This window comes from Pseudomonas sp. R1-6, assembly GCF_051132115.1.
GTDB lineage: Bacteria > Pseudomonadota > Gammaproteobacteria > Pseudomonadales > Pseudomonadaceae > Aquipseudomonas.
The window spans coordinates 3,886,826-3,907,464 of the sequence record NZ_CP071662.1; the positions used below are offsets into that span (position 1 = coordinate 3,886,826).

The 20,639-nt window shown below is 61.6% G+C and carries 18 protein-coding genes, 4 tRNA genes and 2 pseudogenes; 6 read left to right on the plus strand and 18 right to left on the minus strand.

The features are described 5' to 3' along the window. Positions 1-116: 116 nt before the first annotated feature. Complete coding sequence (locus J3P81_RS17455; protein WP_434560038.1) at positions 117-740, minus strand: glutathione S-transferase family protein; 624 nt, start codon at positions 738-740, stop codon at positions 117-119. Positions 741-1,043: 303 nt separating this feature from the next. Between J3P81_RS17455 and J3P81_RS17460 the strand changes: the two genes are divergently transcribed. After that, entirely contained in the window at positions 1,044-3,491 is a 2,448-nt protein-coding gene (locus J3P81_RS17460; RefSeq protein ID WP_434560040.1) for an acyl-CoA dehydrogenase, read from the plus strand. A 77-nt stretch (positions 3,492-3,568) separates the two neighbouring features. After that, a complete protein-coding gene (locus J3P81_RS17465; RefSeq protein WP_420766902.1) occupies positions 3,569-3,976 on the plus strand; it encodes a PA2817 family protein in 408 nt (135 codons plus the stop codon). A gap of 181 nt (positions 3,977-4,157) precedes the next feature. On the opposite strand, the gene J3P81_RS17470 is transcribed toward J3P81_RS17465, so the two are convergent. From J3P81_RS17470 to J3P81_RS17485, 4 genes are all read right to left on the minus strand, one after another. After that, a tRNA-Gly gene (locus tag J3P81_RS17470) sits at positions 4,158-4,233 on the minus strand. A 3-nt stretch (positions 4,234-4,236) separates the two neighbouring features. Then, positions 4,237-4,312: transfer RNA gene (locus J3P81_RS17475), tRNA-Glu, on the minus strand. 105 nt (positions 4,313-4,417) lie between these two features. After that, positions 4,418-4,493, minus strand: a tRNA-Gly gene (locus tag J3P81_RS17480). 2 nt (positions 4,494-4,495) lie between these two features. Then, positions 4,496-4,571: transfer RNA gene (locus J3P81_RS17485), tRNA-Glu, on the minus strand. Positions 4,572-4,942: 371 nt separating this feature from the next. Between J3P81_RS17485 and J3P81_RS17490 the strand changes: the two genes are divergently transcribed. Further along, positions 4,943-5,701, plus strand: a complete 759-nt coding sequence (locus tag J3P81_RS17490) for a hypothetical protein (protein WP_434560042.1) — start codon at positions 4,943-4,945, stop codon at positions 5,699-5,701. 164 nt (positions 5,702-5,865) lie between these two features. Here J3P81_RS17490 and J3P81_RS17495 read toward each other — a convergent pair whose 3' ends face one another. The 4 genes and pseudogenes from J3P81_RS17495 to J3P81_RS17510 all read right to left on the minus strand — a co-directional run bounded on the left by J3P81_RS17495 (position 5,866) and on the right by J3P81_RS17510 (position 10,311). Continuing rightward, positions 5,866-6,774 (minus strand): methyl-accepting chemotaxis protein, encoded by a 909-nt coding sequence (locus J3P81_RS17495; RefSeq protein ID WP_434564132.1) that lies wholly within the window; start codon positions 6,772-6,774, stop codon positions 5,866-5,868. After that, positions 6,775-7,833: pseudogene (locus J3P81_RS17500) on the minus strand (HAMP domain-containing protein); the annotation flags it as partial. It abuts the gene before it with no gap. A 110-nt stretch (positions 7,834-7,943) separates the two neighbouring features. Continuing rightward, positions 7,944-9,341, minus strand: a complete 1,398-nt coding sequence (locus J3P81_RS17505; RefSeq protein ID WP_434560044.1) for a PLP-dependent aminotransferase family protein — start codon at positions 9,339-9,341, stop codon at positions 7,944-7,946. A 208-nt stretch (positions 9,342-9,549) separates the two neighbouring features. Beyond that, a complete protein-coding gene (locus J3P81_RS17510; protein WP_420766905.1) occupies positions 9,550-10,311 on the minus strand; it encodes an SDR family oxidoreductase in 762 nt (253 codons plus the stop codon). A gap of 226 nt (positions 10,312-10,537) precedes the next feature. Here J3P81_RS17510 and J3P81_RS17515 point away from each other — a divergent pair, with 226 nt between their 5' ends. Next, positions 10,538-11,542, plus strand: a complete 1,005-nt coding sequence (locus J3P81_RS17515) for an NADP-dependent oxidoreductase (protein ID WP_420766906.1) — start codon at positions 10,538-10,540, stop codon at positions 11,540-11,542. Positions 11,543-11,618: 76 nt separating this feature from the next. Here the strand turns inward: J3P81_RS17515 and pyrF are convergent, their stop codons facing one another. Further along, complete coding sequence (pyrF, locus tag J3P81_RS17520) at positions 11,619-12,317, minus strand: orotidine-5'-phosphate decarboxylase (RefSeq protein ID WP_420766907.1); 699 nt, start codon at positions 12,315-12,317, stop codon at positions 11,619-11,621. A 276-nt stretch (positions 12,318-12,593) separates the two neighbouring features. Between pyrF and J3P81_RS17525 the strand changes: the two are divergent. Both J3P81_RS17525 and J3P81_RS17530 read left to right on the plus strand, forming a co-directional pair. Further along, positions 12,594-13,351, plus strand: a pseudogene (locus J3P81_RS17525) (response regulator). Then, positions 13,351-14,391, plus strand: coding sequence for a sensor histidine kinase (locus J3P81_RS17530; RefSeq protein ID WP_434560046.1), 1,041 nt, complete (start codon positions 13,351-13,353; stop codon positions 14,389-14,391). Before J3P81_RS17525 ends, J3P81_RS17530 begins: the two are co-directional and overlap by 1 nt. Positions 14,392-14,400: 9 nt before the next feature. Here J3P81_RS17530 and J3P81_RS17535 read toward each other — a convergent pair whose 3' ends face one another. The 8 genes from J3P81_RS17535 to J3P81_RS17570 form a co-directional block, all read right to left on the minus strand. Continuing rightward, a complete protein-coding gene (locus J3P81_RS17535) occupies positions 14,401-15,438 on the minus strand; it encodes an AI-2E family transporter (RefSeq protein WP_420766910.1) in 1,038 nt (345 codons plus the stop codon). A 61-nt stretch (positions 15,439-15,499) separates the two neighbouring features. Continuing rightward, a complete protein-coding gene (locus J3P81_RS17540; RefSeq protein ID WP_434560048.1) occupies positions 15,500-16,318 on the minus strand; it encodes a DUF4892 domain-containing protein in 819 nt (272 codons plus the stop codon). Between the two features lie 129 nt (positions 16,319-16,447). Continuing rightward, entirely contained in the window at positions 16,448-17,299 is an 852-nt protein-coding gene (locus tag J3P81_RS17545; protein ID WP_434560050.1) for an alpha/beta hydrolase, read from the minus strand. Continuing rightward, on the minus strand, positions 17,296-18,090 hold the full coding sequence (locus J3P81_RS17550; RefSeq protein WP_434560052.1) for an alpha/beta fold hydrolase: 795 nt from the start codon (positions 18,088-18,090) through the stop codon (positions 17,296-17,298). Before J3P81_RS17550 ends, J3P81_RS17545 begins: the two co-directional genes overlap by 4 nt. A gap of 151 nt (positions 18,091-18,241) precedes the next feature. Continuing rightward, positions 18,242-18,685 (minus strand): hotdog fold thioesterase, encoded by a 444-nt coding sequence (locus J3P81_RS17555; RefSeq protein ID WP_420766914.1) that lies wholly within the window; start codon positions 18,683-18,685, stop codon positions 18,242-18,244. 46 nt (positions 18,686-18,731) lie between these two features. Then, positions 18,732-19,184: a phosphohistidine phosphatase SixA gene (sixA, locus tag J3P81_RS17560; protein ID WP_420766915.1), complete on the minus strand. Its 453-nt coding sequence runs from the start codon at positions 19,182-19,184 to the stop codon at positions 18,732-18,734. Beyond that, on the minus strand, positions 19,181-19,528 hold the full coding sequence (locus J3P81_RS17565; RefSeq protein ID WP_434560054.1) for a DUF4389 domain-containing protein: 348 nt from the start codon (positions 19,526-19,528) through the stop codon (positions 19,181-19,183). The genes sixA and J3P81_RS17565 overlap by 4 nt, the downstream gene beginning before the upstream one ends. A gap of 28 nt (positions 19,529-19,556) precedes the next feature. Further along, on the minus strand, positions 19,557-20,582 hold the full coding sequence (locus J3P81_RS17570; protein WP_420766917.1) for an NAD(P)H-dependent glycerol-3-phosphate dehydrogenase: 1,026 nt from the start codon (positions 20,580-20,582) through the stop codon (positions 19,557-19,559). Between the last annotated feature and the right edge of the window lie 57 nt (positions 20,583-20,639).

The following is a 20,639-nucleotide window of genomic DNA, read 5'->3' on the forward strand; positions in this document are numbered from 1 at the left end:
AGGGGGAAGAAGAACACTAGATAAGGGCGCACGGCGAGCAATGCAACCATGGCGCACGAAGGCAATGGTGCGTGGCGTCGCCGCACAAGTACAGTGAAGTGTGTCGATAGTAACTATTAAGTCAACGCGGTCATGACAGCTTTCTGATAGGCCGGACGCTGCCTGAGCCGTGCATACCAGGCTTGGAGGTTCGGCAGCGCGGCGCGCTCGATGGGCATCTCGAACCAGGCATAAATGAAACTGCCGAGGGGAATGTCGCCCATGCCGATTTCCTCACCGCCAAGGTAAGGCTGTTCGGCCAGGGCCTGGTCGACCATCGCCAGCAGGTCGTCGCACTCCTTGATCGCCGCCTTGATGGCAACCCAGTCCTGCTGCTCGGACGGGGTGCGCAGGACGCCCCAGAATACCGTGCGAAACGGGGCCGCGAAGCTGGACGTGGTCCAGTCCATCCACTTCTCTGCCTTGGCCCGGGCCTGGACATCGTCGGGGTACCAAGCCGAACCCGATGCATGACGAGCGGCCAGGTAGCGAACGATGGTATTCGACTCCCAGAGCACGAAGCCTTCGTCTTCCAGCATCGGAACCCGACCGTTGGGGTTCTTGGCGCGGTACTGCGGCGTGTCCACCACACCGAAGGCCCCGCCGGCATCGATGGCCTCGTAGGCCAGTCCCAGTTCCTCGGCACACCACAACGCCTTTCGAACATTCGATGAGTTCTTCCGGCCCCAAATCTTCAGCATCTCGGCTTCCTCAAAGGATAAATGCCGCAGCAGCATACGCCGGATGAGGAACGGCTCAAATCATTACCCGCCACGGAGCCGACGCGCGCTGTCGACCCAGCCGGGGCCGACAAGGCATTTGCGCCAAACAATGGCGTTTTCTCACGCTGGCAACGAACGATTTCCCACGGTTGTTGCCAACCAGACTGGCGCGATACGTCGAGGGTTTCCCACGAAATCAATCACATCGCGCCGACTGCCGGTTTTGCAGGGGCCGTCTAAGCTCTGAAGGTCGGTTTTGCCTTGGTTCACGGAGGATCACTTATGCTGTTGTTGTGGATACTGGTTCTGGTCGTCGGGGTAGCCTGGCTGGCGCATCGTCGCACCGCCCCGCTACCGGCGCTGGGCATCGTCGCCGTCTACCTGCTGGTGATGGGCATCGCCAGCCATGCACCCGGCTGGCTGATGCTCGTTCTCTGGCTGGTGCTCGCCGCCATCGCGGCACCGCTGCTGCTACCGGACCTGCGCCGCAAATACTTCAGCGCGCCGATGTTCGACTGGTTCCAGAAAACCCTGCCGCCCATGTCCCAGACCGAGCGCGACGCCATCGACGCTGGCACGGTATGGTGGGATGGCGAGCTTTTCAGTGGACGGCCAGACTGGGACACGCTGCTGGCTTACCCCAAGGTTCGTCTGACCGACGAGGAGCAGGCGTTCCTCGACGGCCCTACCGAAGCGCTTTGTGCGATGGTCAGCGACTGGCAGATCGGCCAGGCGATGGACCTGCCGCCCGAAGCGTGGGCACACATCAAGGAGCATGGTTTTTTCGCCCTGATCATTCCCAAGGAATACGGTGGCAAGGGGTTCTCCGCCTATGCCCACTCCCAGGTGGCAATGAAGCTCGCCACCCGCAGCGGCGACCTGGCTTCCACCGTCATGGTCCCCAATTCCCTCGGCCCCGCGGAACTGTTGCTGCATTACGGCACCGACGAACAACGCAACCATTACCTGCCGCGACTGGCCCGTGGCGACGACATCCCCTGCTTCGCGCTGACCGGCCCACTGGCCGGGTCCGACGCCGGGGCGATGCCCGACACCGGGATCATCTGCAAAGGCGAGTGGCAAGGCGAGGAAACCCTTGGCCTGCGCCTGAACTGGGAAAAGCGCTACATCACCCTAGGCCCGGTCGCCACCCTCCTCGGCCTGGCCTTCAAGGCCTATGACCCGGACCACTTGCTGGGCGACGAAGAAGACCTGGGAATCAGCCTGGCGCTGATCCCCACCGACACGCCCGGCGTTCAGATCGGCCGTCGCCATCTGCCCCTCGGCGCCGCCTTCATGAACGGGCCGAACTGGGGCAAGGATGTCTTCATCCCGCTGGACTTTCTGATCGGCGGCCAGGCCATGCTCGGCAAGGGCTGGATGATGCTGATGAACTGCCTGTCGGTCGGGCGCTCGATTTCATTGCCCGCGGTCGGTACCGGCGCGGCGAAGTTCACCAGCCTGGTCACCGGCCAGTACACCCAGGTGCGTGAACAATTCAACGTGCCGTTGTCGGCCTTCGAAGGCATCCAGGAAGCCATGGCGCGCATCGGTGGCAACGCCTGGCTGATGGACGCCGCGCGCATGCTGACGGCCAACGCGGTGGACCTCGGCGAAAAACCTTCGGTGCTGTCGGCGATCCTCAAGTACCACCTGACCGAACGTGGCCGCGAATGCATCAGCCACGCCATGGACGTTCACGGCGGCAAAGGCATCATCATGGGTCCTAACAACTACCTGGGACGCAGTTGGCAAGGCGCGCCGATTTTCATCACGGTCGAAGGCGCGAATATCCTGTCGCGCAACCTGATGATCTTCGGCCAGGGTGCCATCCGCTGCCATCCGTTCGTGCTCAAGGAAATGGCCCTGGCCACCCGCGAGGACAAAGACCAGGCATTGCTCGAATTCGACGCATTGCTGCTCAAGCACATCGGTTTCGCGGTCAGCAACGCCGCCAGTACCTTGGTGCTGAATCTCGGCCTGGGGCATTTCGATAACGTGCCAGGCAACGCCTTGAGCCAAGGCTATTTCCGCGCCCTCAACCGGCAAGCGGCGGCATTTGCCTTGCTGGCGGACCTGAGCATGATGTTGCTGGGTGGTGAGCTCAAGCGCCGCGAGCGCTTGTCTGCCCGATTGGGTGATGTGTTGAGCAACCTTTACCTGGCCTCGGCTGCACTCAAGCGCTACCACGATCTCGATTCGCCGGACCATATGGCGCCACTGTTCCAGTGGGCCATGGAAGAAAGCCTGGGTCAGTCGGAGCGGGCGTTGGACGAGCTGCTGGCCAACTTCCCAAGCCGGCTGCTGGGCTGCCTGTTGCGTGTGGTGGTGTTTCCTTTCGGCCGGCGTCATAAAGGTCCGAGCGACCGGCTCGATGCCGAGGTGGCAGCGGTTATCGGTCGCGCCAAGGGCGATCCGACTTTGGAGGAGTTGCTTCAAGGCTGCTATCGCCCACAGTCACAGGATGATCCTGTCGGTGCGCTGCAATACGCCGCCGACCTGCTGGCCACCGCCCATCCGCTGCACAAGAAATTGCACGTGGCATTGAAGCAGGGTCAGCTCGACCCGGCACCTGGAGAGCCCCTTATCGATGCAGCGCTCGAAGCGGGCGTGCTGAATGCAACTGAAGCGCAGACCCTGCGAGCCGCTGAAACGGCACGCCGCAAGGTCATCGACGTGGACGACTTCGACCCGCAAGCGCTGACGCTCACTGAGGACAAAGTCCGTTGATCCGGACGACCAGCATGTAAAAGCGGGCGCAGGCGCTTTATACTCCTGCGCCCGTTTTGCTCTTGAGGACTTATCTCGTGTCCAACGTCGTTGCCGATCACCTCGTCTTGCTTGACCACTTGCGCAGCATCCTGGTCGCCGTGGGTGAGGCCGAACAGGTGCCCGAAGAAAGCCATGCGCTGTTTCTGGAACGCTTTGATGATTTGCGCGCGCAGTTGCCGGTCGATCCGATCGAAAGCCAATACCTGGGCCAGGACCTCTTGTGCCAAGTGATCGTCCGATATCCGCAGATTGCCCACTTGGTGCCTCGCGACCTGCTGTGGTACTTCGGCGGCGATTGCCTTCACTACATGCCCGACGAAGAAATCAACCTGTACCAGGCCTTGGAGGAACGTCGGTTCGAAGCTGAGCAGAACGACGAGCCCTTCGATTGGAACCAGGAAAAACAATTGCTGGCGATGTCGGACCAGGACAGCAAACACTGATCGCAGCCAGTAAAAAACAGGCCCGCACGGCTTACACCTTGCGGGCTTTTTCTTTGCTGTGGAGCAGCGCAACCCAGCCCGATCGCTGAGTCATCGCGGCTCGCGACCGCCTGGAGGGCTAGGAGACTTTTTATAGGCGCATAAAAAAACGCCGCTCGAATGAGCGGCGTTTTCTTGAATTTGGAGCGGGAAACGAGACTCGAACTCGCGACCCCGACCTTGGCAAGGTCGTGCTCTACCAACTGAGCTATTCCCGCATATGGCGTCCCCTAGGGGACTCGAACCCCTGTTACCGCCGTGAAAGGGCGGTGTCCTAGGCCACTAGACGAAGGGGACACACTAACTGGAACACATGGTGTGTATTCCAGTGCCCAAATCCGCATCCTAAGATGTCGGCTCTGGCTTCACTCAGCCCTGCCCGAAAGCAACGCTGTTTAAAAATGGAGCGGGAAACGAGACTCGAACTCGCGACCCCGACCTTGGCAAGGTCGTGCTCTACCAACTGAGCTATTCCCGCATTGGCGTCCCCTAGGGGACTCGAACCCCTGTTGCCGCCGTGAAAGGGCGGTGTCCTAGGCCACTAGACGAAGGGGACACACGTACAACATTCACTGCTTATCGCGTTTGGCTAGGTGCTTTACGCTGTAAGTGGCGCGCATTCTATGGATGGATTGGAGGGTCGTCAACCCCCAGATATAAATTTATTTAAATCAATGACTTCCCCCGCTTTGAAGCGGCTTCGCGAATTTTGTCCGCCCGGTCTCTGACGCCTATATTCTGTCACCCGCCAAGGCGCTATAGTCGCACCAGGCAAATAGTGGCAATGTGCATCTACTCCGCTGTAGGCCCTATAAACAGCACGACGCCCGTCTAATCGCGTCGCTCGGGCCTATGCGCTTAAAAGCCAAGCCACTACACTCATGACATGCGTTCCCCATTAAAGAGGTCTTACCGGTGACACCACTCATGATCACCCTGCTCGTCGTAGCCGGGATCGCACTGTTGATCGCCATTGGCTACATGAACCATGTGGTGGAAAACAACAAGCTGGAAAAGGCCCGCACCAAGGTCGAGCTCAACGACCGCCTGCGTCGTTGTGGCGAGCTCACCGAAACCTTCCCCGGCCAGTTGATGACCCCTGCCCTGAAGCTGTTGATCACGCGTCTTGAGCTGAACGTCTGCCAGCGCCTGCTGAATCTCGACAAGTCCAACGCTCAGGTCAAGGCACGCCTGGACGAACTGACTGCACTGGCCGCCCAGGGTGAATCGATTCCGGTCAACAACCCGCCGGCGCCGATCCAGACCGAAGCGAAGGCCAAGGATGTTCGGTTCCTGCTCGAGGCCTTGCACGGCCAGATCACCCGCGCGGCCCAGGACGGTTTCCTGCCGCCCAACGAGGCCAAGCGCTGGGTTCGCGAGGTCCGGCACATTCTGGTGCTGCTGCACATCGAATTCTTCAACAACCTCGGCCAGCAGGCGCTGCAGCAGGAACAGCCCGGGCAGGCTCGCCTGGCGTTCGAGCGTGGTGTCCAGTATTTGCGCAAGCAGCAGGAACCGCAGGTCTATGCTGAACAGCTGGCTTATCTGGAAAAGCTTCTGGCTCGGGCCAATGCCCAGGTCCTGGCGAGCACTCAGCCTGTGGAGGGTGAGGTGAACCAGTTGACCGAGGGGTTGAAGGAAGACGAAGCGAACGACGAGTGGAAGAAAAAGAAGGTCTACGACTGAGGTTGGGGTGCGGAGCGGGATGGGGTGAGAAGGTTGGAACGTGCTGGCCTCTTCGCGGACAAGCCCGCTCCTACAGGATTTGCGGCGACATGAACCTTGTGTTCACCGGACATCCCACGTGGGGGCCAGCTTGCTGGCGATAGTGGCAGCAACAGCTCCCCAACTCACAACTTGAAATGCCCCACCATTCCTTTCAACTCAACGCCCAACTGCGCCAGTTCAACGCTGGAGGCAGCATTACCCTGCATGGCCACGGATGATTGATCGGCGCTGGCGCGGATGCTGGTGACGCTGCGGTTGATTTCTTCGGCCACGGAGCTTTGTTGTTCGGCGGCCGCTGCGATCTGCTGGTTCATTTGCTGGATCAACGACACCGCCGCCGCGATGCTGCCTAGCGCGCTTTCGGTCTGCAATGCATCGCTGACCGCCATTTTTACCAGCTCGCCACTGCTCTGGATTTGCTGTACGGACGCTTGAGCAGCAGAGCGTAGCGCGCTGACCAGGCGCTCGATTTCCTCGGTGGACTGTTGCGTGCGCCTGGCCAGGGCCCGCACTTCATCGGCCACCACCGCAAACCCCCTGCCCTGTTCGCCAGCCCGCGCCGCCTCGATAGCTGCGTTGAGCGCCAACAGATTGGTTTGCTCGGCGACACTCTTGATCACGCTCAGCACGGTGCCGATGTTTTGTATCTCGGCGCTCAGGCTTTCGATGCTGGTGCTCGCCATGGTCGCCGAGTCAGCCAGTTGCTCGATACGGACCATGCTCTGGCGCACGACCTGCTGGCCGCTTTCGACTTTATCATCAGCCGTTTGGGCCGCTTGCGCCGCCTCCTCCGCATTGCGGGCTACATCGTGAACCGTGGCAGTCATCTGGTTCATCGCCGTGGCCACTTGCTCGGTTTCTTCCTTCTGGCTGCTGACTTCCAGGTTGGTCTGTTCAGTGACGGACGACAGCGACTGGGCGGAGCTGGCCAGTTGGTCGATGCCAGCCTGCAAACCGCTGACGATACTGCTCAAGCCGGCACCCATCTGTTGCATCGCCAACATCAGCTGGCCAATCTCATCCCGGCGCATCACTTCGACCTTGGCGCTCAGGTCCCCGGCGGCGATCCGCTGGGCGACACGGATCACACTGCGCAGCGGGGCGACGATCAACCGGGTAATCACCCAGGCCGCGATCAATCCAACCAGCAGCGCCAAAGCCGACGAGCCGATGATCATCAATGAATTTTTCTTAAGTTCCGCCTGCATGGCACTGTCTTCGGCGCTGTAGGCCTGGTCGACCCGCGCCATCACCTGATCGGCGCGCTCATGCAATTGCTGGTAGACGATTTTTTCCTTGGCCAGCAGCGCGGTGTATTCCGCCAGTTGCTGATTGAACCCGCCGATGTGCCCGGCGACCTCGTTGAGTACGGTCTGGTAACCCGGATCCTTGACCGCGCCCTTGAGCGCTTCCGCCAACTTCATGGCCTGTTCGGCCTGTTCGATATTGCCCTGCCCGGCAGCCTCATCACTGCCTTTACGGCTTTGGTCCAACCGAACGCGCGCTTCGTTCATCGACTGCAGCATAAGTCGCGACACTTCGCTGACCTGGTTGGCCTGCTCGATGAACTCTGCACCCTCCTTGCCCTCGGAATCCTTCAAGGTATAGGCGCCATCATCGGCGAGTCCGGCCTGCAATACATCCAGGTTGTTGGCGACACTGGACACCGACCAGCTGGCCATTTCCAGCGCCAGGTCCTTGCTCTGGCTCAGCCCGACGAACTCATCGAAGGCCTTGCGATACGCCGTCAGCGCCTGCTCCACCTCATTCATCACCGCCGCATTGCCGTCTGACCGTGCCCTGAGGTCGTTCGCCAGGGCCAACAAGCCATCGACCCCCTGTCGCAGGGCATCGGCGGACTTGGGGTCTGAACGCAAGGCAAATTCCTGCTCCAGCAGCCGGACCTTGAGCAACCGGCTGTTGAGGGATGACATCTGCTTCAAGCCGTCGAAGCGATGGCTGATGGTTTGCAGGGACCAGACGCCAATGGCCGCCACTACTGCGGTAAGCAGCAGCACCAGGACAAAGCCGATACCCAATTTCTTTGCCATACCCAGGTTGGCAAAACGTCCTTGCACGGCCGAAATCATTGCGCCCAGTCCTCTGCCGGTGTGTGTTGATTGCAGATTCGCAACGAGACGCCCCGCAACACAAGATGCTGGCGTCGGAATAATGGCAAAAAGCTACAGCCGCGTCGTTTTCAGGACATTTGAGGTCGATCCAGAGCCGTGGCCCGGAAGAAAGCCAAGGCCCTGGGATCCCGGGCATAGGCGACGTTGACCCGCAGCCAATCCGTCTCGGCACCCGATGGGCTGAACGCCGTGCGGGATGACAACTGAATGCCGCACCGCCTGGCCAGACGCTGTACCTCAGCATAGTCACACAGCGGCGGACGCGCCCAGATGAACAGGCCTCCCGCCGGTTTGCCGAATACTTTCCAGTCGGCATCCTCCAAAAGCTGCAACGCCACCGCCATGTCGGCATTGAGGCGCTGGCGCTGGCGCTGGACCAGCTTGCGATAGGCGCCATTGGCCAGGAGGCTGGCCAGCACGGACTCGGCGAATCGGGAACCGCCCCGGCAAGTGATCTCCTTGATCTCGCTCAGACGCGCGATGACGGAGGGCGCCGCCACCATGAACCCAACGCGTAAAGAGCTGCTCAAGGTCTTGGAGAAGCTGCCCAGGTAGACCACGTCGGTATCCAGCGCCGCCAATCGGGCCCGCGTTGGCCCCTGGAAATCGGCGTAGACATCATCTTCGATGACCAGCATCGCGTGCTCTTGCGCCAGTTGCAGCAGACGCTGGGCCACCGCCGGCGCCAGGCTGCTGCCGGTTGGGTTGTGGCAGGCGCTGTTGACGAAAATAGCGCTGGGTCGATGAATCGCCAGCAGGCGTTGAAGGGCGTCGACGTCCGGGCCACGGGGTGTCCTGGGCAGCTCGATCATGTCTATCTTGTGCAGCCTGAGCAGGTCGAACAGCTTCGAGTAACCGGGGCTCTCCACCACCACGCAGCAGCCCGGTCGCAGAAGCGTGCGCACGATCAGGTCGAGCCCGTGGGTAGCGCCCAGGGTGGTCAGGATGCGTTTTTCATCGGCATCGATATCGAACTGTTTCAATCGCCTGGACAGCTGCTCACGCAGGGCTGGCAGTCCCAGTGGCGTGCTGTAGTTGAACAACCCCGCCATGTCGGTGCGAGTCACCTGACGTATCGCATACCCCAGGTCATCACTTTCGCGCCAGCTTTCAGGCAGCCCGCCGCCGCCCAGCTTCAGCGCTTGATACATAACGCCTGCCGGGGCGTCATGATCGGCCAATACACCTTGCAGCCAGCCATGGGCCAAGGCTTCTTCCGTTGCGCAAGCGGCCGGAGCCACGACAAAACTCGAACCGTGGCGCGACGCAAGCAAGCCCTGGGCGACCAAACGCTGGCAGGCTTCATGGACGCTCGCCTGACTCAGCAGGTTCTCCCGTGCCAGCTGGCGGATCGATGGCAGGCGAGTCCCCGGCTCCACCGCGCCCTGTCGAATCCAGCAGGCCAACGCATCGACAATTTGCTGCACGACGGGCACCAGGGCCTGCCGGTCGATTCTCAACTCCATGAGTAACCAAGCTCCTAAGCGTTTGTTTTATTTCCACAAACAGTTAAGCACAGGGCGATGGTGGGCGATGTAAGAGAACACGCAAAAACGGCTGATTCTCATTTCTTGAAATACAATGGCAAACCCATCAGGGGAACCTTTGCCCTCCAAAGAAAAACCCGCAACCAGTGCGGGCTTTGTCCTGCAGCGAGAAAAGCGCTTGTCGGAATCAGATTGCCGTAGCCCCCCCATCCACCGCCAACGCCTGGCCCGTGGTGAATGCCGCGCCGTCGCAGCATAAATACAACACGGCGCTGGCGATTTCCTCGACCTTGCCGATTCTGCCCACCGGATGCATCGAGTTGGCGTATTCGCCTTTTCTCGGGTCCGCCTCATAGGCCCGACGAAACATGTCTGTATCGATCACCGCCGGGCACACCGCATTAACGCGGATTTTCTTCTTGGCATATTCAATCGCCGCAGACTTGGTCAAGCCGATCACCGCATGCTTGGACGCCGCGTAGATGCTCATCTTTGGCGCCGCCCCAAGCCCTGCCACCGAGGCCGTATTGACGATCGCGCCGCCGCCCTGGGCAAGCAGCAAGGGCAGTTGGTATTTCATGCACAACCAGACGCCTTTAACGTTGACGCCCATGATCGCGTCGAACTCATCCAGCGTCCCGTCAGCCAGTTTGCCCTTCTCGATTTCGATGCCCGCGTTATTGAATGCGTAATCGAGGCGACCGTAGGCGCCGATGACTTCATTCATGAGATTTTGCACGTCGCTGTCCAGTGTCACGTCGCAGCGCACGAACACAGCCTCGCCACCCGCATCGCGAATCAACTGCACCGTGCCTTCGCCACCCGCGACGTCCAGGTCGGCGACGACTACCTTCAGGTGCTGTGCTGCGAACGCCTGGGCCGTGGCGCGACCAATGCCCGCCGCGCCGCCCGTCACCACGGCAACCTGTCCGGAAAACGTCATGCTCATCGTCAATGCCTCGAAGAATTACCGTTGTCGCTGCAATATAGCCATCCATCGCTTCGGTGCGGCAGCACTATCCAACCGCCGGTTGGCGTCGCATGAACGCCAGTGATAACGATACCCGGCGGATTATCACTGGGTTGGATCGATGTGCATTCGCTGTATCGGCAAACCTTGCAGCGAAGGCTCCAAGCGTCTATCAACAAGGCTTCATTCATCTTGAGTGCCTGTCATGACCGCCCTGACCAACCGCCAGTTCCTGCTCGCCAAACGCCCGGTGGGCGCCGCTACCCGTGAGACGTTCACTTATCAACAAGTCCCGGTCGGCGAGCCGGCACCCGGCCAGATCCTGGTCAAGAACGAGTACCTGTCCCTGGACCCGGCCATGCGTGGCTGGATGAATGAGGGAAAATCGTACATCCCGCCGGTCGGCATTGGTGAGGTCATGCGCGCCTTGGGCGTAGGCCAGGTCGTCGCCTCGAATAACCCCGGATACGCGGTAGGCGACTACGTGAACGGTGCCTTGGGTGTGCAGGATTATTTCCTCGGCGAGCCGCGAGGCTTCTACAAAGTCGATCCGAAACTGGCGCCGCTGCCACGTTATCTGTCAGCGCTGGGCATGACGGGCATGACCGCCTATTTCGCCCTGTTGGATGTCGGCGCACCGAAGGCCGGCGAAACCGTAGTCCTGTCCGGTGCCGCCGGGGCGGTAGGCAGCATTGCCGGGCAAATTGCCAAGATCAAAGGCTGTCGCGTGGTCGGCATCGCTGGCGGCGCCGACAAATGCAAATTCCTGATCGATGAGCTGGGCTTCGACGGTGCCATCGATTACAAGAGTGAAGACGTTCACGCCGGCCTGAAGCGCGAATGCCCCAAAGGCGTGGATGTGTATTTCGATAACGTTGGCGGCGACATTCTCGATGCGGTGCTCAGCCGTTTGAACCTCAAGGCCCGCGTGGTGATCTGCGGCGCCATCAGCCAATACAACAACAAAGAAGCGGTCAAGGGCCCGGCCAACTACCTGTCGCTGTTGGTCAACCGCGCGCGGATGGAAGGGTTCGTGGTCATGGACTATGCCTCGCAGTTCGCCGCCGCCGGGCAGGAAATGGCCGGCTGGATGGCCAAGGGGCAGCTCAAGAGCAAGGAAGACATCGTCGAAGGGCTGGAGACATTCCCCGAGACGCTGACCAAATTGTTCAGTGGTGAGAATTTTGGGAAGTTGGTGTTGAAGGTCTGAGGCACATCACTGTGAGTGGCCGACGCAAAACAACTGTGGGAGCAAGCTCGCTCCCACAGGGGCCCGCGTAGTTGGGTCAGGCCAGCTCCGCCACTACCGCCGCCAGCGCCTTGGCCGGATCGGCTGCCTGGCTGATCGGCCGGCCGATCACCAGGTAGTCGGAGCCAGCGTCCAGTGCCTGGCGCGGGGTCAGGATGCGGCGCTGGTCGTCCTGGGCACTGCCCGCCGGGCGAATGCCCGGGGTCACCAGTTGCAACGAGGGGTGGGCCGTTTTCAGGGCGTTGGCCTCCAGGGCCGAGCAAACCAGGCCGTCCATACCCGCCTTTTGCGCCAGCGCCGCCAGGCGCAGCACTTGCTCCTGGGGCTCGATGTCCAGGCCGATGCCCGCCAGGTCTTCACGCTCCATGCTGGTCAGCACGGTCACGCCGATCAGCAACGGCTTGGGGCCGTTGCGCTGGTCCAGCACTTCACGACAGGCAGCCATCATGCGCAGGCCACCGGAGCAATGCACATTGACCATCCACACGCCCATTTCCGCAGCGGCCTTGACGGCCATGGCGGTGGTATTGGGGATATCGTGGAACTTGAGGTCTAGGAACACTTCGAAACCCTTGTCCCGCAAGGTTCCGACGATTTCCGACGCGCAGCTGGTGAACAACTCCTTGCCGACCTTGACCCGGCAGAGCTTGGGGTCCAACTGGTCGGCCAGCTTCAGGGCGGCGTCACGGGTAGGAAAATCCAGGGCGACGATGATAGGCGTCTGGCAGGCGGACATGGATGAGCTCTCAGGCAAGTCGAAATCGGCGCGCATTGTAGCGGAACCAGCGCCCTAGCGGGACCCGATGATCGGCAAATCATTGATCGGCACTACCGTCATGTGTGTCAACGCCGATACATTCATGACATGCGCATAACACGACGGGACGCTACCCTCAGCCGCCGAACGCCGCTCTTTCAACGCTTCACGGCCCACCGCCGCGAAGCTTATGCTCACCCCACACCCCCGCCGCCTTCTTTCGGTTGGCAGCCCCAATGGCAGATGATGCATCTCATGCAGTACACCCCTGTAGCAAATTCTGGCGATCAGAAAGTGTCCGACGACGACAGGCGCTGGAGCACCCGCGCGCTGATCGTCGATGACGACGTACCGATCCGCGAGCTGCTGATCGACTACCTGGCCGCTTCGGCATTCGCGCCAGTGGCGTAACCGATGGCGCGGCCATGCGCCAGGCGATGCAGGCCGAACACTTCGACGTGATCGTGCTGGACCTGATGCTGCCGGGCGAAGACGGCTTGCAACTGTGCCGCTGGCTGCGCGCCGAGTCGAATATTCCAATCCTGATGCTGACGGCCCGCTGCGAACCCACCGACCGCATCATCGGCCTGGAGTTGGGCGCGGATGATTACATGGCCAAACCTTTTGAACCCCGGGAGCTGGTGGCGCGAATCCAGACCATCCTGCGCCGGGTGCGCGACGATCGCAGCGAGCAGCGCGCCAACATTCGCTTCGATAGCTGGCGGCTCAACAGCGTGCTGCGCCAACTGGTTTCCGCCAACGGGCTGGTAGTGCCCCTCTCCAACGCAGAATTCCGCCTGTTGTGGGTGTTCATCGAGCGACCACGCCGAGTGCTCAGCCGTGAACAATTGCTGGACGCCGCGCGCGGTCGCTCGATCGAGGCCTTCGACCGCAGTATCGATCTGCTGGTCTCGCGCTTGCGCCAGAAACTGGGGGACGATCCGAAGGCTCCGCAGTTGATCAAGACCGTGCGCGGTGAAGGCTACCTGTTCGATGCGCGGGATATCGGTTGATGCGCCTGCGCTTCGATTCCCTGTTTGGCCGCCTGTTCGGCGTGCTGCTGGTGGCGATCGTGCTGGCGCACCTGCTGGCCTTTGCCTGGTTTTTTCATTACGACAAGCCACCTCCCGGGCCGCCCCCGGAATTTTCCCATCAAACCGCAGGTCCCTCGCACTCCGGCCCGCCACCCGGCCCACGCCCCCGGTTTGGCGGGCCTGTGGTGCCCCTGACGTTTCAATTTGTGTTCCTGATCGTTGCGGCCTGGTACGGCGCCAAGCTGTTGACTCGGCCCATCCAGCGACTGAGCGACGCCGCCCAACGGCTGAGCGAGGACCTCCATAGCCCGCCATTGGAGGAGAACGGTCCGCGGGAGGCCCGCCAAGCCGCCCATACGTTCAACCTGATGCAACAACGGATCCGAGAGCAGGTGCAGCAACGCTCGCGCATGCTTGGCGCGGTATCCCATGATCTGCGCACCCCACTTGCGCGACTCAAGCTGCGCCTGGAGCAGATCAACGACCCCCGGCTGCAGGATCAGATGCGTCAAGACCTGGACGATATGATCGGCATGCTCGACGCGACCCTGACCTATCTCCACGAACAACGCACCAGCGAAGCGTTGCAATGGATGGACGTGCAGGCGCTGGTTGAATCATTAAGCGAAAACGCCCAGGACCACGGCGCCAATGTGCATGCCAGCGGTACCTGCGCGCCCTTGCGGGTGCAACCGATGGCACTGCGTTCATGCATCAACAACCTCATCGACAATGCCGTGCGTTACGCGGGCGACGCATCGATCGTGCTGGACGATCAGCAGCACCAGTTGCTGATCCGGGTGATTGACCACGGCCCCGGCATCGCGGCGGACAAGCGCGAAGCGGTATTCGAGCCATTCTTTCGCCTGGAGGGTTCGCGCAACCGCAACTCGGGAGGCGTCGGCCTGGGCATGACCATCGCCCGGGAGGCCGCCGAACGCCTGGGCGGGCACTTGAGCCTGGAGGAAACACCCGGCGGCGGGTTGACGGCGGTGATTCGCGTGCCCCGTGTGGCCTGAACCGCTGCGTTACCGCGCCTGGCTCTTGCTCCAATCCGTCAGCAAGCTGTACGCCACCGCCAGCAGGGTCGGACCGATGAACAACCCGATGAAACCGAACGCGATCAAGCCACCGAACACCCCGAGCAACACGATCACCAACGGCAGGTTTCCACCACGACTGATCAGGTAGGGCTTGAGCACGTTGTCCACGCCACTGATGATGAACGTGCCCCAGATACCCAGGAACACCGCCATCCCATACTCGCCCTTCCACGCCAGCCAGGCCGTGGCAGGTATCCAGACCAGCGGCGGCCCCATGGGAATCAGGCTGAGCAGGAAGGTGACGATACCCAGTACCAGCGCACCCGGCACCCCGGCGATCAAAAAGCCGATCAGCGCCAGTACCGCCTGAGCCGCGGCGGTACCGATCACCCCGTTGACCACTCGCTGCACCGTGCCGGCCACCAATTCGACATAGTACCCGGCACGATCACCGATCAGCCGCTCCAGCAGCCCCTGGACAAACGCCGCCAATCGCGGGCCGTCCCGGTAGAAAAAGAACACGAACACGATGCTCAGGGTCAGTTCGAGGATTCCGCCGCCGATCTGCGCACTACGGGCCAGCAACCAGTTGCCGACACGTCCCAGGTAGGGCTTGATGGACACCATCATCGCCGCGCCCTGCTGGTCGATGCTGTTCCAGAGCGTTACCAGGCGCCCGCCCACCAGCGGTACGCCGGCGAGCCAGTCGGGGGCTTCGGGCAGGCCATCGACCTGCACATCCCTGACAAAGGCCGTGGCATCGCGCACATGATCGGCGAGATTGAAGCCCAGCCACACCAGCGGCACCGCCACCAGCAACATCCAGCCGACCGTCAGCAAGGCCGCCGCCAAGGATTCGCGACCGTTGACCCAACGGGTCAGCAGGCGCATCAGTGGCCAACTGGCAAAAGCGAGCACAGCCCCCCAGAACAGCGCCGACCAGAACGGAGCCATCACCCAGAGGCTGGCCCCGAACAACACCAGGAGCAGTATTTGCACCAACAGCCGATCGTTATTGAGCATGTAAGGTCTCGAGAAATGAACAAGGCCGGGCTAGGACGACACGCGCGTTCGCCACGTCAGCTTATCGCAACAGCTCCAGGTGCAAGCCCGCCTTGTTACCGCCGGCCGCTTCCATTCTTGCCGCCCGGACGCCCTGCTCGACCAGCGCCTGGCGCCACGCCTCGGCGTGTGGGCCGGCGACGCTGACCCGAAGGCCGGTGTCCAGGTTCAAGGCCCGAGACAACAGGCGTAGCCAGGCTTCCTCCGGTTCGCCGGCAAGACGCGGCAAGTCCAGCACGCCGGTGTCCTTGAGCTGGCGCAACAACGTGGCAGAAGTCGGCAGCACATCCCCCAGGGGCGCGCTCGCTTCGAACTGCTCGACATGCAGGTAGGCCTTGCGGTTGCCACGGGTGATGGCATACAGCGCGATCAGCGTGTTGTCCGCCGGCGGCGCCAGGCGCAGCAACAGGTAGGCCTGGCCGTTGTCGGCGCCATAGAGCTTGGCATTGCCGAACACTTCGTTGGCCCACAGGCTGCTTTCGCCACAATCGCGGGCCTGGCACCAGAACAGTAGCTCCGCGCCCTGTTTCTGCAAGGCTTCGCGGGCGGCGGTGAACGCTTGTGTGGCGGTATGTTCCGGCGGCAGTTCGTAGGTCACCGAGGTGGCGTTGCCACGGGCATCGACCTGCCCGTCGAAACGCAGTTGGCCGCTGATCTTGCGAATCGACCCCATGGGGTAGATACGCTCAAGGTCGCTGGTTTGCCGATAATCGACGATTTGCGCGTCGGGCATGCGCGGCACGCGTTCCAGATCCCGGCTGCCGGGTACATCGGCAGCCAGGGATAGCGGGCTGAAACCGGCCAGTGCCAGCAGGACGAATGAACGAATGGATAGTTTCATTGGATCGGCTTGGCCTGGGTCCGCGCGACGCAAAGGCGTTCATCAATGCACAACAAGGCAAGTGAATGGATATCTGTCATGGTTGGCTCCCTTTCAACCCGCCCAGCCTCGACACTTGCCCGGCGCAAGTCAAGAAACGCTGAAGAACCGATTGAAACAGTCTGCTACAAGAGCGGCACCGACCTCGTCGTTCAGGTGCAGATGATGGCCGCCAGGTAACTGTTCATGACTGAAGGGTAGACGCTCCAGCAATTCGGGGTGCTGGGCAAGCATGCCGTCGGCCGCGACTACCAAGTGCGCGGGGCAAGCGACCCGCGCGACGAAGGCCATGGCCTGTTCCTCGGTCAGGCGCAGCGGCGAGGGCAAGGTCAGGCGATTGTCGGTGCGCCAGGTGAACCCTCCCGGCACCGGCATCAAGCCGCGCTGGGCCAGTAGCTCGGCGGCTTCGCGACTGACTGCCACCAGTCCCTTCATACGCGCTTCGATGGCCCGGTCGAGGGTTTTGTAGACGGGTTTGCGTTTTTGCTGCAAATCCAGTTGCGCTTGCAGGGCCATGCCCATGCGCTCGGCCGCATTGTCGCCTTTCGCTGTAGGAGGAATCACCCCATCGATCAAGGCCAGGTGACTGATCCGCTCCGGCAAGGCACCGGCCAGGACCAGCGAGACAATGGCCCCCATGGAATGCCCCAGCAGCCCGAAACGCTTCAAGCCCAGTTGCTCGGCAACTTGCAGCACATCGTGGGCATAATCCCACAGGGCATAGCCGGCGCCGGGCGGACGGTGCCCGGAATGTCCGTGACCGGCCATGTCCAAGGCAATCACCCGTACGCCCTGGAGCATAGGCGCCAGCCGGGCGAAGCTGTTGGCGTTGTCCAGCCAGCCATGCAGGGCAATCACCGGCCGGCCATCTTCCGGCCCGAACAAATGGGCCGCCAACTCGATGTGGGGCAGGCTCAGGCGAATTTCTTCGACGACGCTCATGGGCTACGACCCTGCCAGCGCTGCAGCAGGCCCTTGAGCAAGTTGGCCGTGTCCTGGGGATATTCGAGTGGAAACATGTGACCACCCGGCATGGTCAAGGATTCGCCCAAGGGCATGCGGCTCACGGATCGGGCGTGATGACGCATCACCACCCGACTCTGTCGGCCCCGCACTACCGCCAACGGGATGTCGAGCTTTCGAGCCCTCCCGGGGCTGGTGTGCGGCACGCCTCGGTAGATGCTGATTTCCGTGGCCGGGTCGAAGCGCAGCCGCAACCGATCACCAACCGGCTGCAAACCATGTTGCAGGTACGCTTCGAAGCACTCCGGGTCGAAACCGCGAAACAACGTCTTGCCGGCAAAATATTCCCGCGCCGACGCCAGGTCGTTGAATTCTTCCCGCCGCCCCAGGGTTCGCCCGGCCGGCGTCAAGCGATCGATGAAGCCCAGGCGCTTGGCGGCAAGAATCAGCCAGCGGTCGGCGCGGGTCAGGACCGGGGAATCGAGCATGACCACACCACGATACAACTGCGGGCAGCGCAACGCCGCATGCAAATGCAGTACGCCGCCCAGAGAATGCCCGACGCCCCACACCGGCTGCGATTGCCGCTCAAGGTGGTGAATCAGTTCGTCCACCAGATTGTTCCAATTGTCGTCGACTGGGAATCGCGGGTCATGGCCGTGCAGTTCGAGGTGGGAAACCTCGTACTGCGGCGCCAGCGCGGCAAACAACTTACCGTAGGTGGCGGAGGGGAAACCATTGGCGTGGGCGAAAAACACCTGTTGCGACATATTGGCCGATCCATTGCGAGAACTGCGACCGATTTTGCGCAGAACCTGATGGTGCGGCAATGACCGGAACTGACAGGAATGATGACAGCAACATTGAGCCTCGAGCTGCAAGCTACAAGTAAAAGCGGGACTGCTTAGCTTGTAACGTCTCTTAGCGCGCCGGCGGCTGCTCACCCAATGGAACCACCGCCATGGTCAGGCGCGATACGCAGTTGACCTTGCCGTCATCATTGACCAGGCGGATGTCCCAGACCTGGGTGGTGCGGCCCAGGTGAACCATCCGGGCCGTCGCGGTTACTCGCCCGCTGCGCACGCCACGCAAGTGGTTGGCGTTGATTTCCAGGCCGACGCAGTAGAACTTGCTCGTGTCGACGCACAGATAGGCCGCCATGGAGCCGACTGTCTCGGCCAGCACCACGGACGCGCCGCCGTGCAACAGGCCGAACGGTTGATGGGTACGATGATCGACCACCATGCTCGCGGTCAGGGATTCGTCGTCGAAAGATTCGAAACGGATGTCCAGCACTTCGCTGATGGTGTTCTTACCGGCCGCGTTCAGTTGTTCAATATTGGGGGTGGTGCGCCACAGACTCATCGCTGCCCTTCCTTTGTGTTTTTGTTTTGTCTTGGGACGGTTGTTCTCAGGGGTGCCTGAGGCTCTTGAGTTTCATCGAACCGGCCAGTGGCAGGTCGCCCTCCAGCTCGGCCAGGCCTGCCGTCGATACTTGTTCCGGTTGCTGCAGATGACCGTGCTGCAAAAGCCCCAGCAAGCTGCCCACCAGTGGGTTATGGCTGACCAGCAGCACGTTGTCTTGATCATCCAGGTGTTTCAATACCTCGGCCGGACGGGTTTCCGGCGTGAGCCAATCAACCGTGACCAACTCCGGCTCGAACCCCAGCGCCTCGCGAACCAATTGCGCGGTCTGTTGGGCACGTACATAGGGGCTGGCAAAAATGGCCCGCAAGGGCTCGCCCATCAACCGACCGGCGCTGAGCAAGACTTCCTCGCGGCCATGGATGGTCAGCACCCGTTCAGGGTCGGGACGAACACCGTGGGGCTCGGCCTCGCCATGACGCAACACCCACAATTTCATAGCTTCGGCTCCTCGTCCCGGGCGGGATGCGGTGCCGCTGCAACGGTGTGGGGCGTTTCACCTTCCGGTGTGCGTGGGGTTGGCCAGTCGGCGAATGGCCAAGGCTTCTGGTCGCTATGGAAAGTGCCGAAGCGACCGATCTGCGCCAGGAACTGGCTCAGGCTGTCGCCAAAATTCATCAGGCTGGCACTCGGTGCGCCGTAGATCAGCCGGTAGATCAATTGCACCAGCACCACGGCGCCGAGGATCAATTGCGCCACCTGCCAGACCAGCAGGTAAATCACCATCCACAGCACTCGCAGCAGGATGGATTCGTATTGCGGCTGCCCTTTCGGATCGTTCATGGTTCGCTCCTGCTTGCGGTCAACGGAATCAGTTGAAACCGCTGGTGGAAATGAAATCGACGTCGGTCTTGGGTTCACCACGCATCAACAGTTCGATCACCTGCTCCAGCGTGCGCCCTTCGAACAGGATCGCATGCAGACCGGCGACCAGCGGCATGTACACGCCGGCTTCCTGGGACTTGGCCTTGAGCACCTTGAGGGTGTTGACCCCTTCGGCCACTTCGCCCAGGCGCGAGACGGCCTCGTCCAGGCTCAGGCCTTGGCCGAGTGCGAAACCGACCTGATAGTTGCGGCTCTTGGGCGAGGAACAGGTGACGATCAGATCGCCCACGCCGGCCAGGCCGAGGAAGGTCATCGGGTTGGCGCCCTGGCTCACGGCGAAACGGGTCATTTCCGCCAGCGCCCGAGTGATTAGCATGCTCTTGGTGTTCTCGCCCATGCCCAGGGCGACCGCCATGCCGGCGATGATCGCATAGACGTTCTTCAGCGCACCGCCCAGCTCCACACCGAAACGATCCGCGCTGGCATAGACCCGGAAGGTGCGGCCATGCAGCGCGGCCTGGACCTGCTGGCACAGCTCTTCATCTTCGCTGGCGACGACGGTGGCGGTCAGGGCGTGTTCGGCAATCTCCCGCGCCAGGTTAGGCCCGGATATCACGCCGATTCGCGCCTTGGGGGCGATGTCCTCAAGAATCTCGCTCATCAGCTTGAACGTTTGCGCCTCGATGCCTTTGGTCAGGCTCACCAGCAATTTGCCGCTCAAGCGCTCGGCGTGCGGTGCCAGCACCGAACGCAGGGCGCTAGAGGGCAAGGCGACAAAAAACAGATCGCTATTTTGGAGTGTGGCCTGCAAATCGGTCACCGGCTCGACTTCAGGGCGGACCTTGATGCCTTTGAGATAACGCGGATTTTCCCGGTTGACCCGGATGGCCTCGGCCTGCTCCGGGTCACGCATCCACTGGCGCACCGCGTGGCCATTCTCCGCCAGCAGGTTAGCCACGGCGGTGCCGAAACTCCCGCCTCCAAGGACCGCAATCGGGCGCTGTTCAGTCATATGCAATCCGCTCTTCCATACCAAGTGGCAATGCCGGGCATTATACGGAGCAGCCAG

What these genes read in the sequence shown, in the direction of transcription:
- J3P81_RS17530 (WP_434560046.1), top strand. Translation starts at nt 13,351, where the DNA reads ATGCGCCTGCGCTTCGATTCCCTGTTTGGCCGCCTGTTCGGCGTGCTG.
- J3P81_RS17490 (WP_434560042.1), top strand. Translation starts at nt 4,943, where the DNA reads ATGATCACCCTGCTCGTCGTAGCCGGGATCGCACTGTTGATCGCCATT.
- J3P81_RS17455 (WP_434560038.1), bottom strand. Translation starts at nt 740, where the DNA reads ATGCTGAAGATTTGGGGCCGGAAGAACTCATCGAATGTTCGAAAGGCG.
- J3P81_RS17565 (WP_434560054.1), bottom strand. Translation starts at nt 19,528, where the DNA reads ATGAACGATCCGAAAGGGCAGCCGCAATACGAATCCATCCTGCTGCGA.
- J3P81_RS17460 (WP_434560040.1), top strand. Translation starts at nt 1,044, where the DNA reads ATGCTGTTGTTGTGGATACTGGTTCTGGTCGTCGGGGTAGCCTGGCTG.
- J3P81_RS17505 (WP_434560044.1), bottom strand. Translation starts at nt 9,341, where the DNA reads ATGGAGTTGAGAATCGACCGGCAGGCCCTGGTGCCCGTCGTGCAGCAA.
- J3P81_RS17495 (WP_434564132.1), bottom strand. Translation starts at nt 6,774, where the DNA reads ATGCGCCGGGATGAGATTGGCCAGCTGATGTTGGCGATGCAACAGATG.
- J3P81_RS17570 (WP_420766917.1), bottom strand. Translation starts at nt 20,582, where the DNA reads ATGACTGAACAGCGCCCGATTGCGGTCCTTGGAGGCGGGAGTTTCGGC.
- J3P81_RS17535 (WP_420766910.1), bottom strand. Translation starts at nt 15,438, where the DNA reads ATGCTCAATAACGATCGGCTGTTGGTGCAAATACTGCTCCTGGTGTTG.
- J3P81_RS17540 (WP_434560048.1), bottom strand. Translation starts at nt 16,318, where the DNA reads ATGAAACTATCCATTCGTTCATTCGTCCTGCTGGCACTGGCCGGTTTC.
- J3P81_RS17550 (WP_434560052.1), bottom strand. Translation starts at nt 18,090, where the DNA reads ATGTCGCAACAGGTGTTTTTCGCCCACGCCAATGGTTTCCCCTCCGCC.
- J3P81_RS17510 (WP_420766905.1), bottom strand. Translation starts at nt 10,311, where the DNA reads ATGAGCATGACGTTTTCCGGACAGGTTGCCGTGGTGACGGGCGGCGCG.
- J3P81_RS17545 (WP_434560050.1), bottom strand. Translation starts at nt 17,299, where the DNA reads ATGAGCGTCGTCGAAGAAATTCGCCTGAGCCTGCCCCACATCGAGTTG.
- sixA (WP_420766915.1), bottom strand. Translation starts at nt 19,184, where the DNA reads ATGAAATTGTGGGTGTTGCGTCATGGCGAGGCCGAGCCCCACGGTGTT.
- pyrF (WP_420766907.1), bottom strand. Translation starts at nt 12,317, where the DNA reads ATGTCCGCCTGCCAGACGCCTATCATCGTCGCCCTGGATTTTCCTACC.
- J3P81_RS17555 (WP_420766914.1), bottom strand. Translation starts at nt 18,685, where the DNA reads ATGAGTCTGTGGCGCACCACCCCCAATATTGAACAACTGAACGCGGCC.
- J3P81_RS17515 (WP_420766906.1), top strand. Translation starts at nt 10,538, where the DNA reads ATGACCGCCCTGACCAACCGCCAGTTCCTGCTCGCCAAACGCCCGGTG.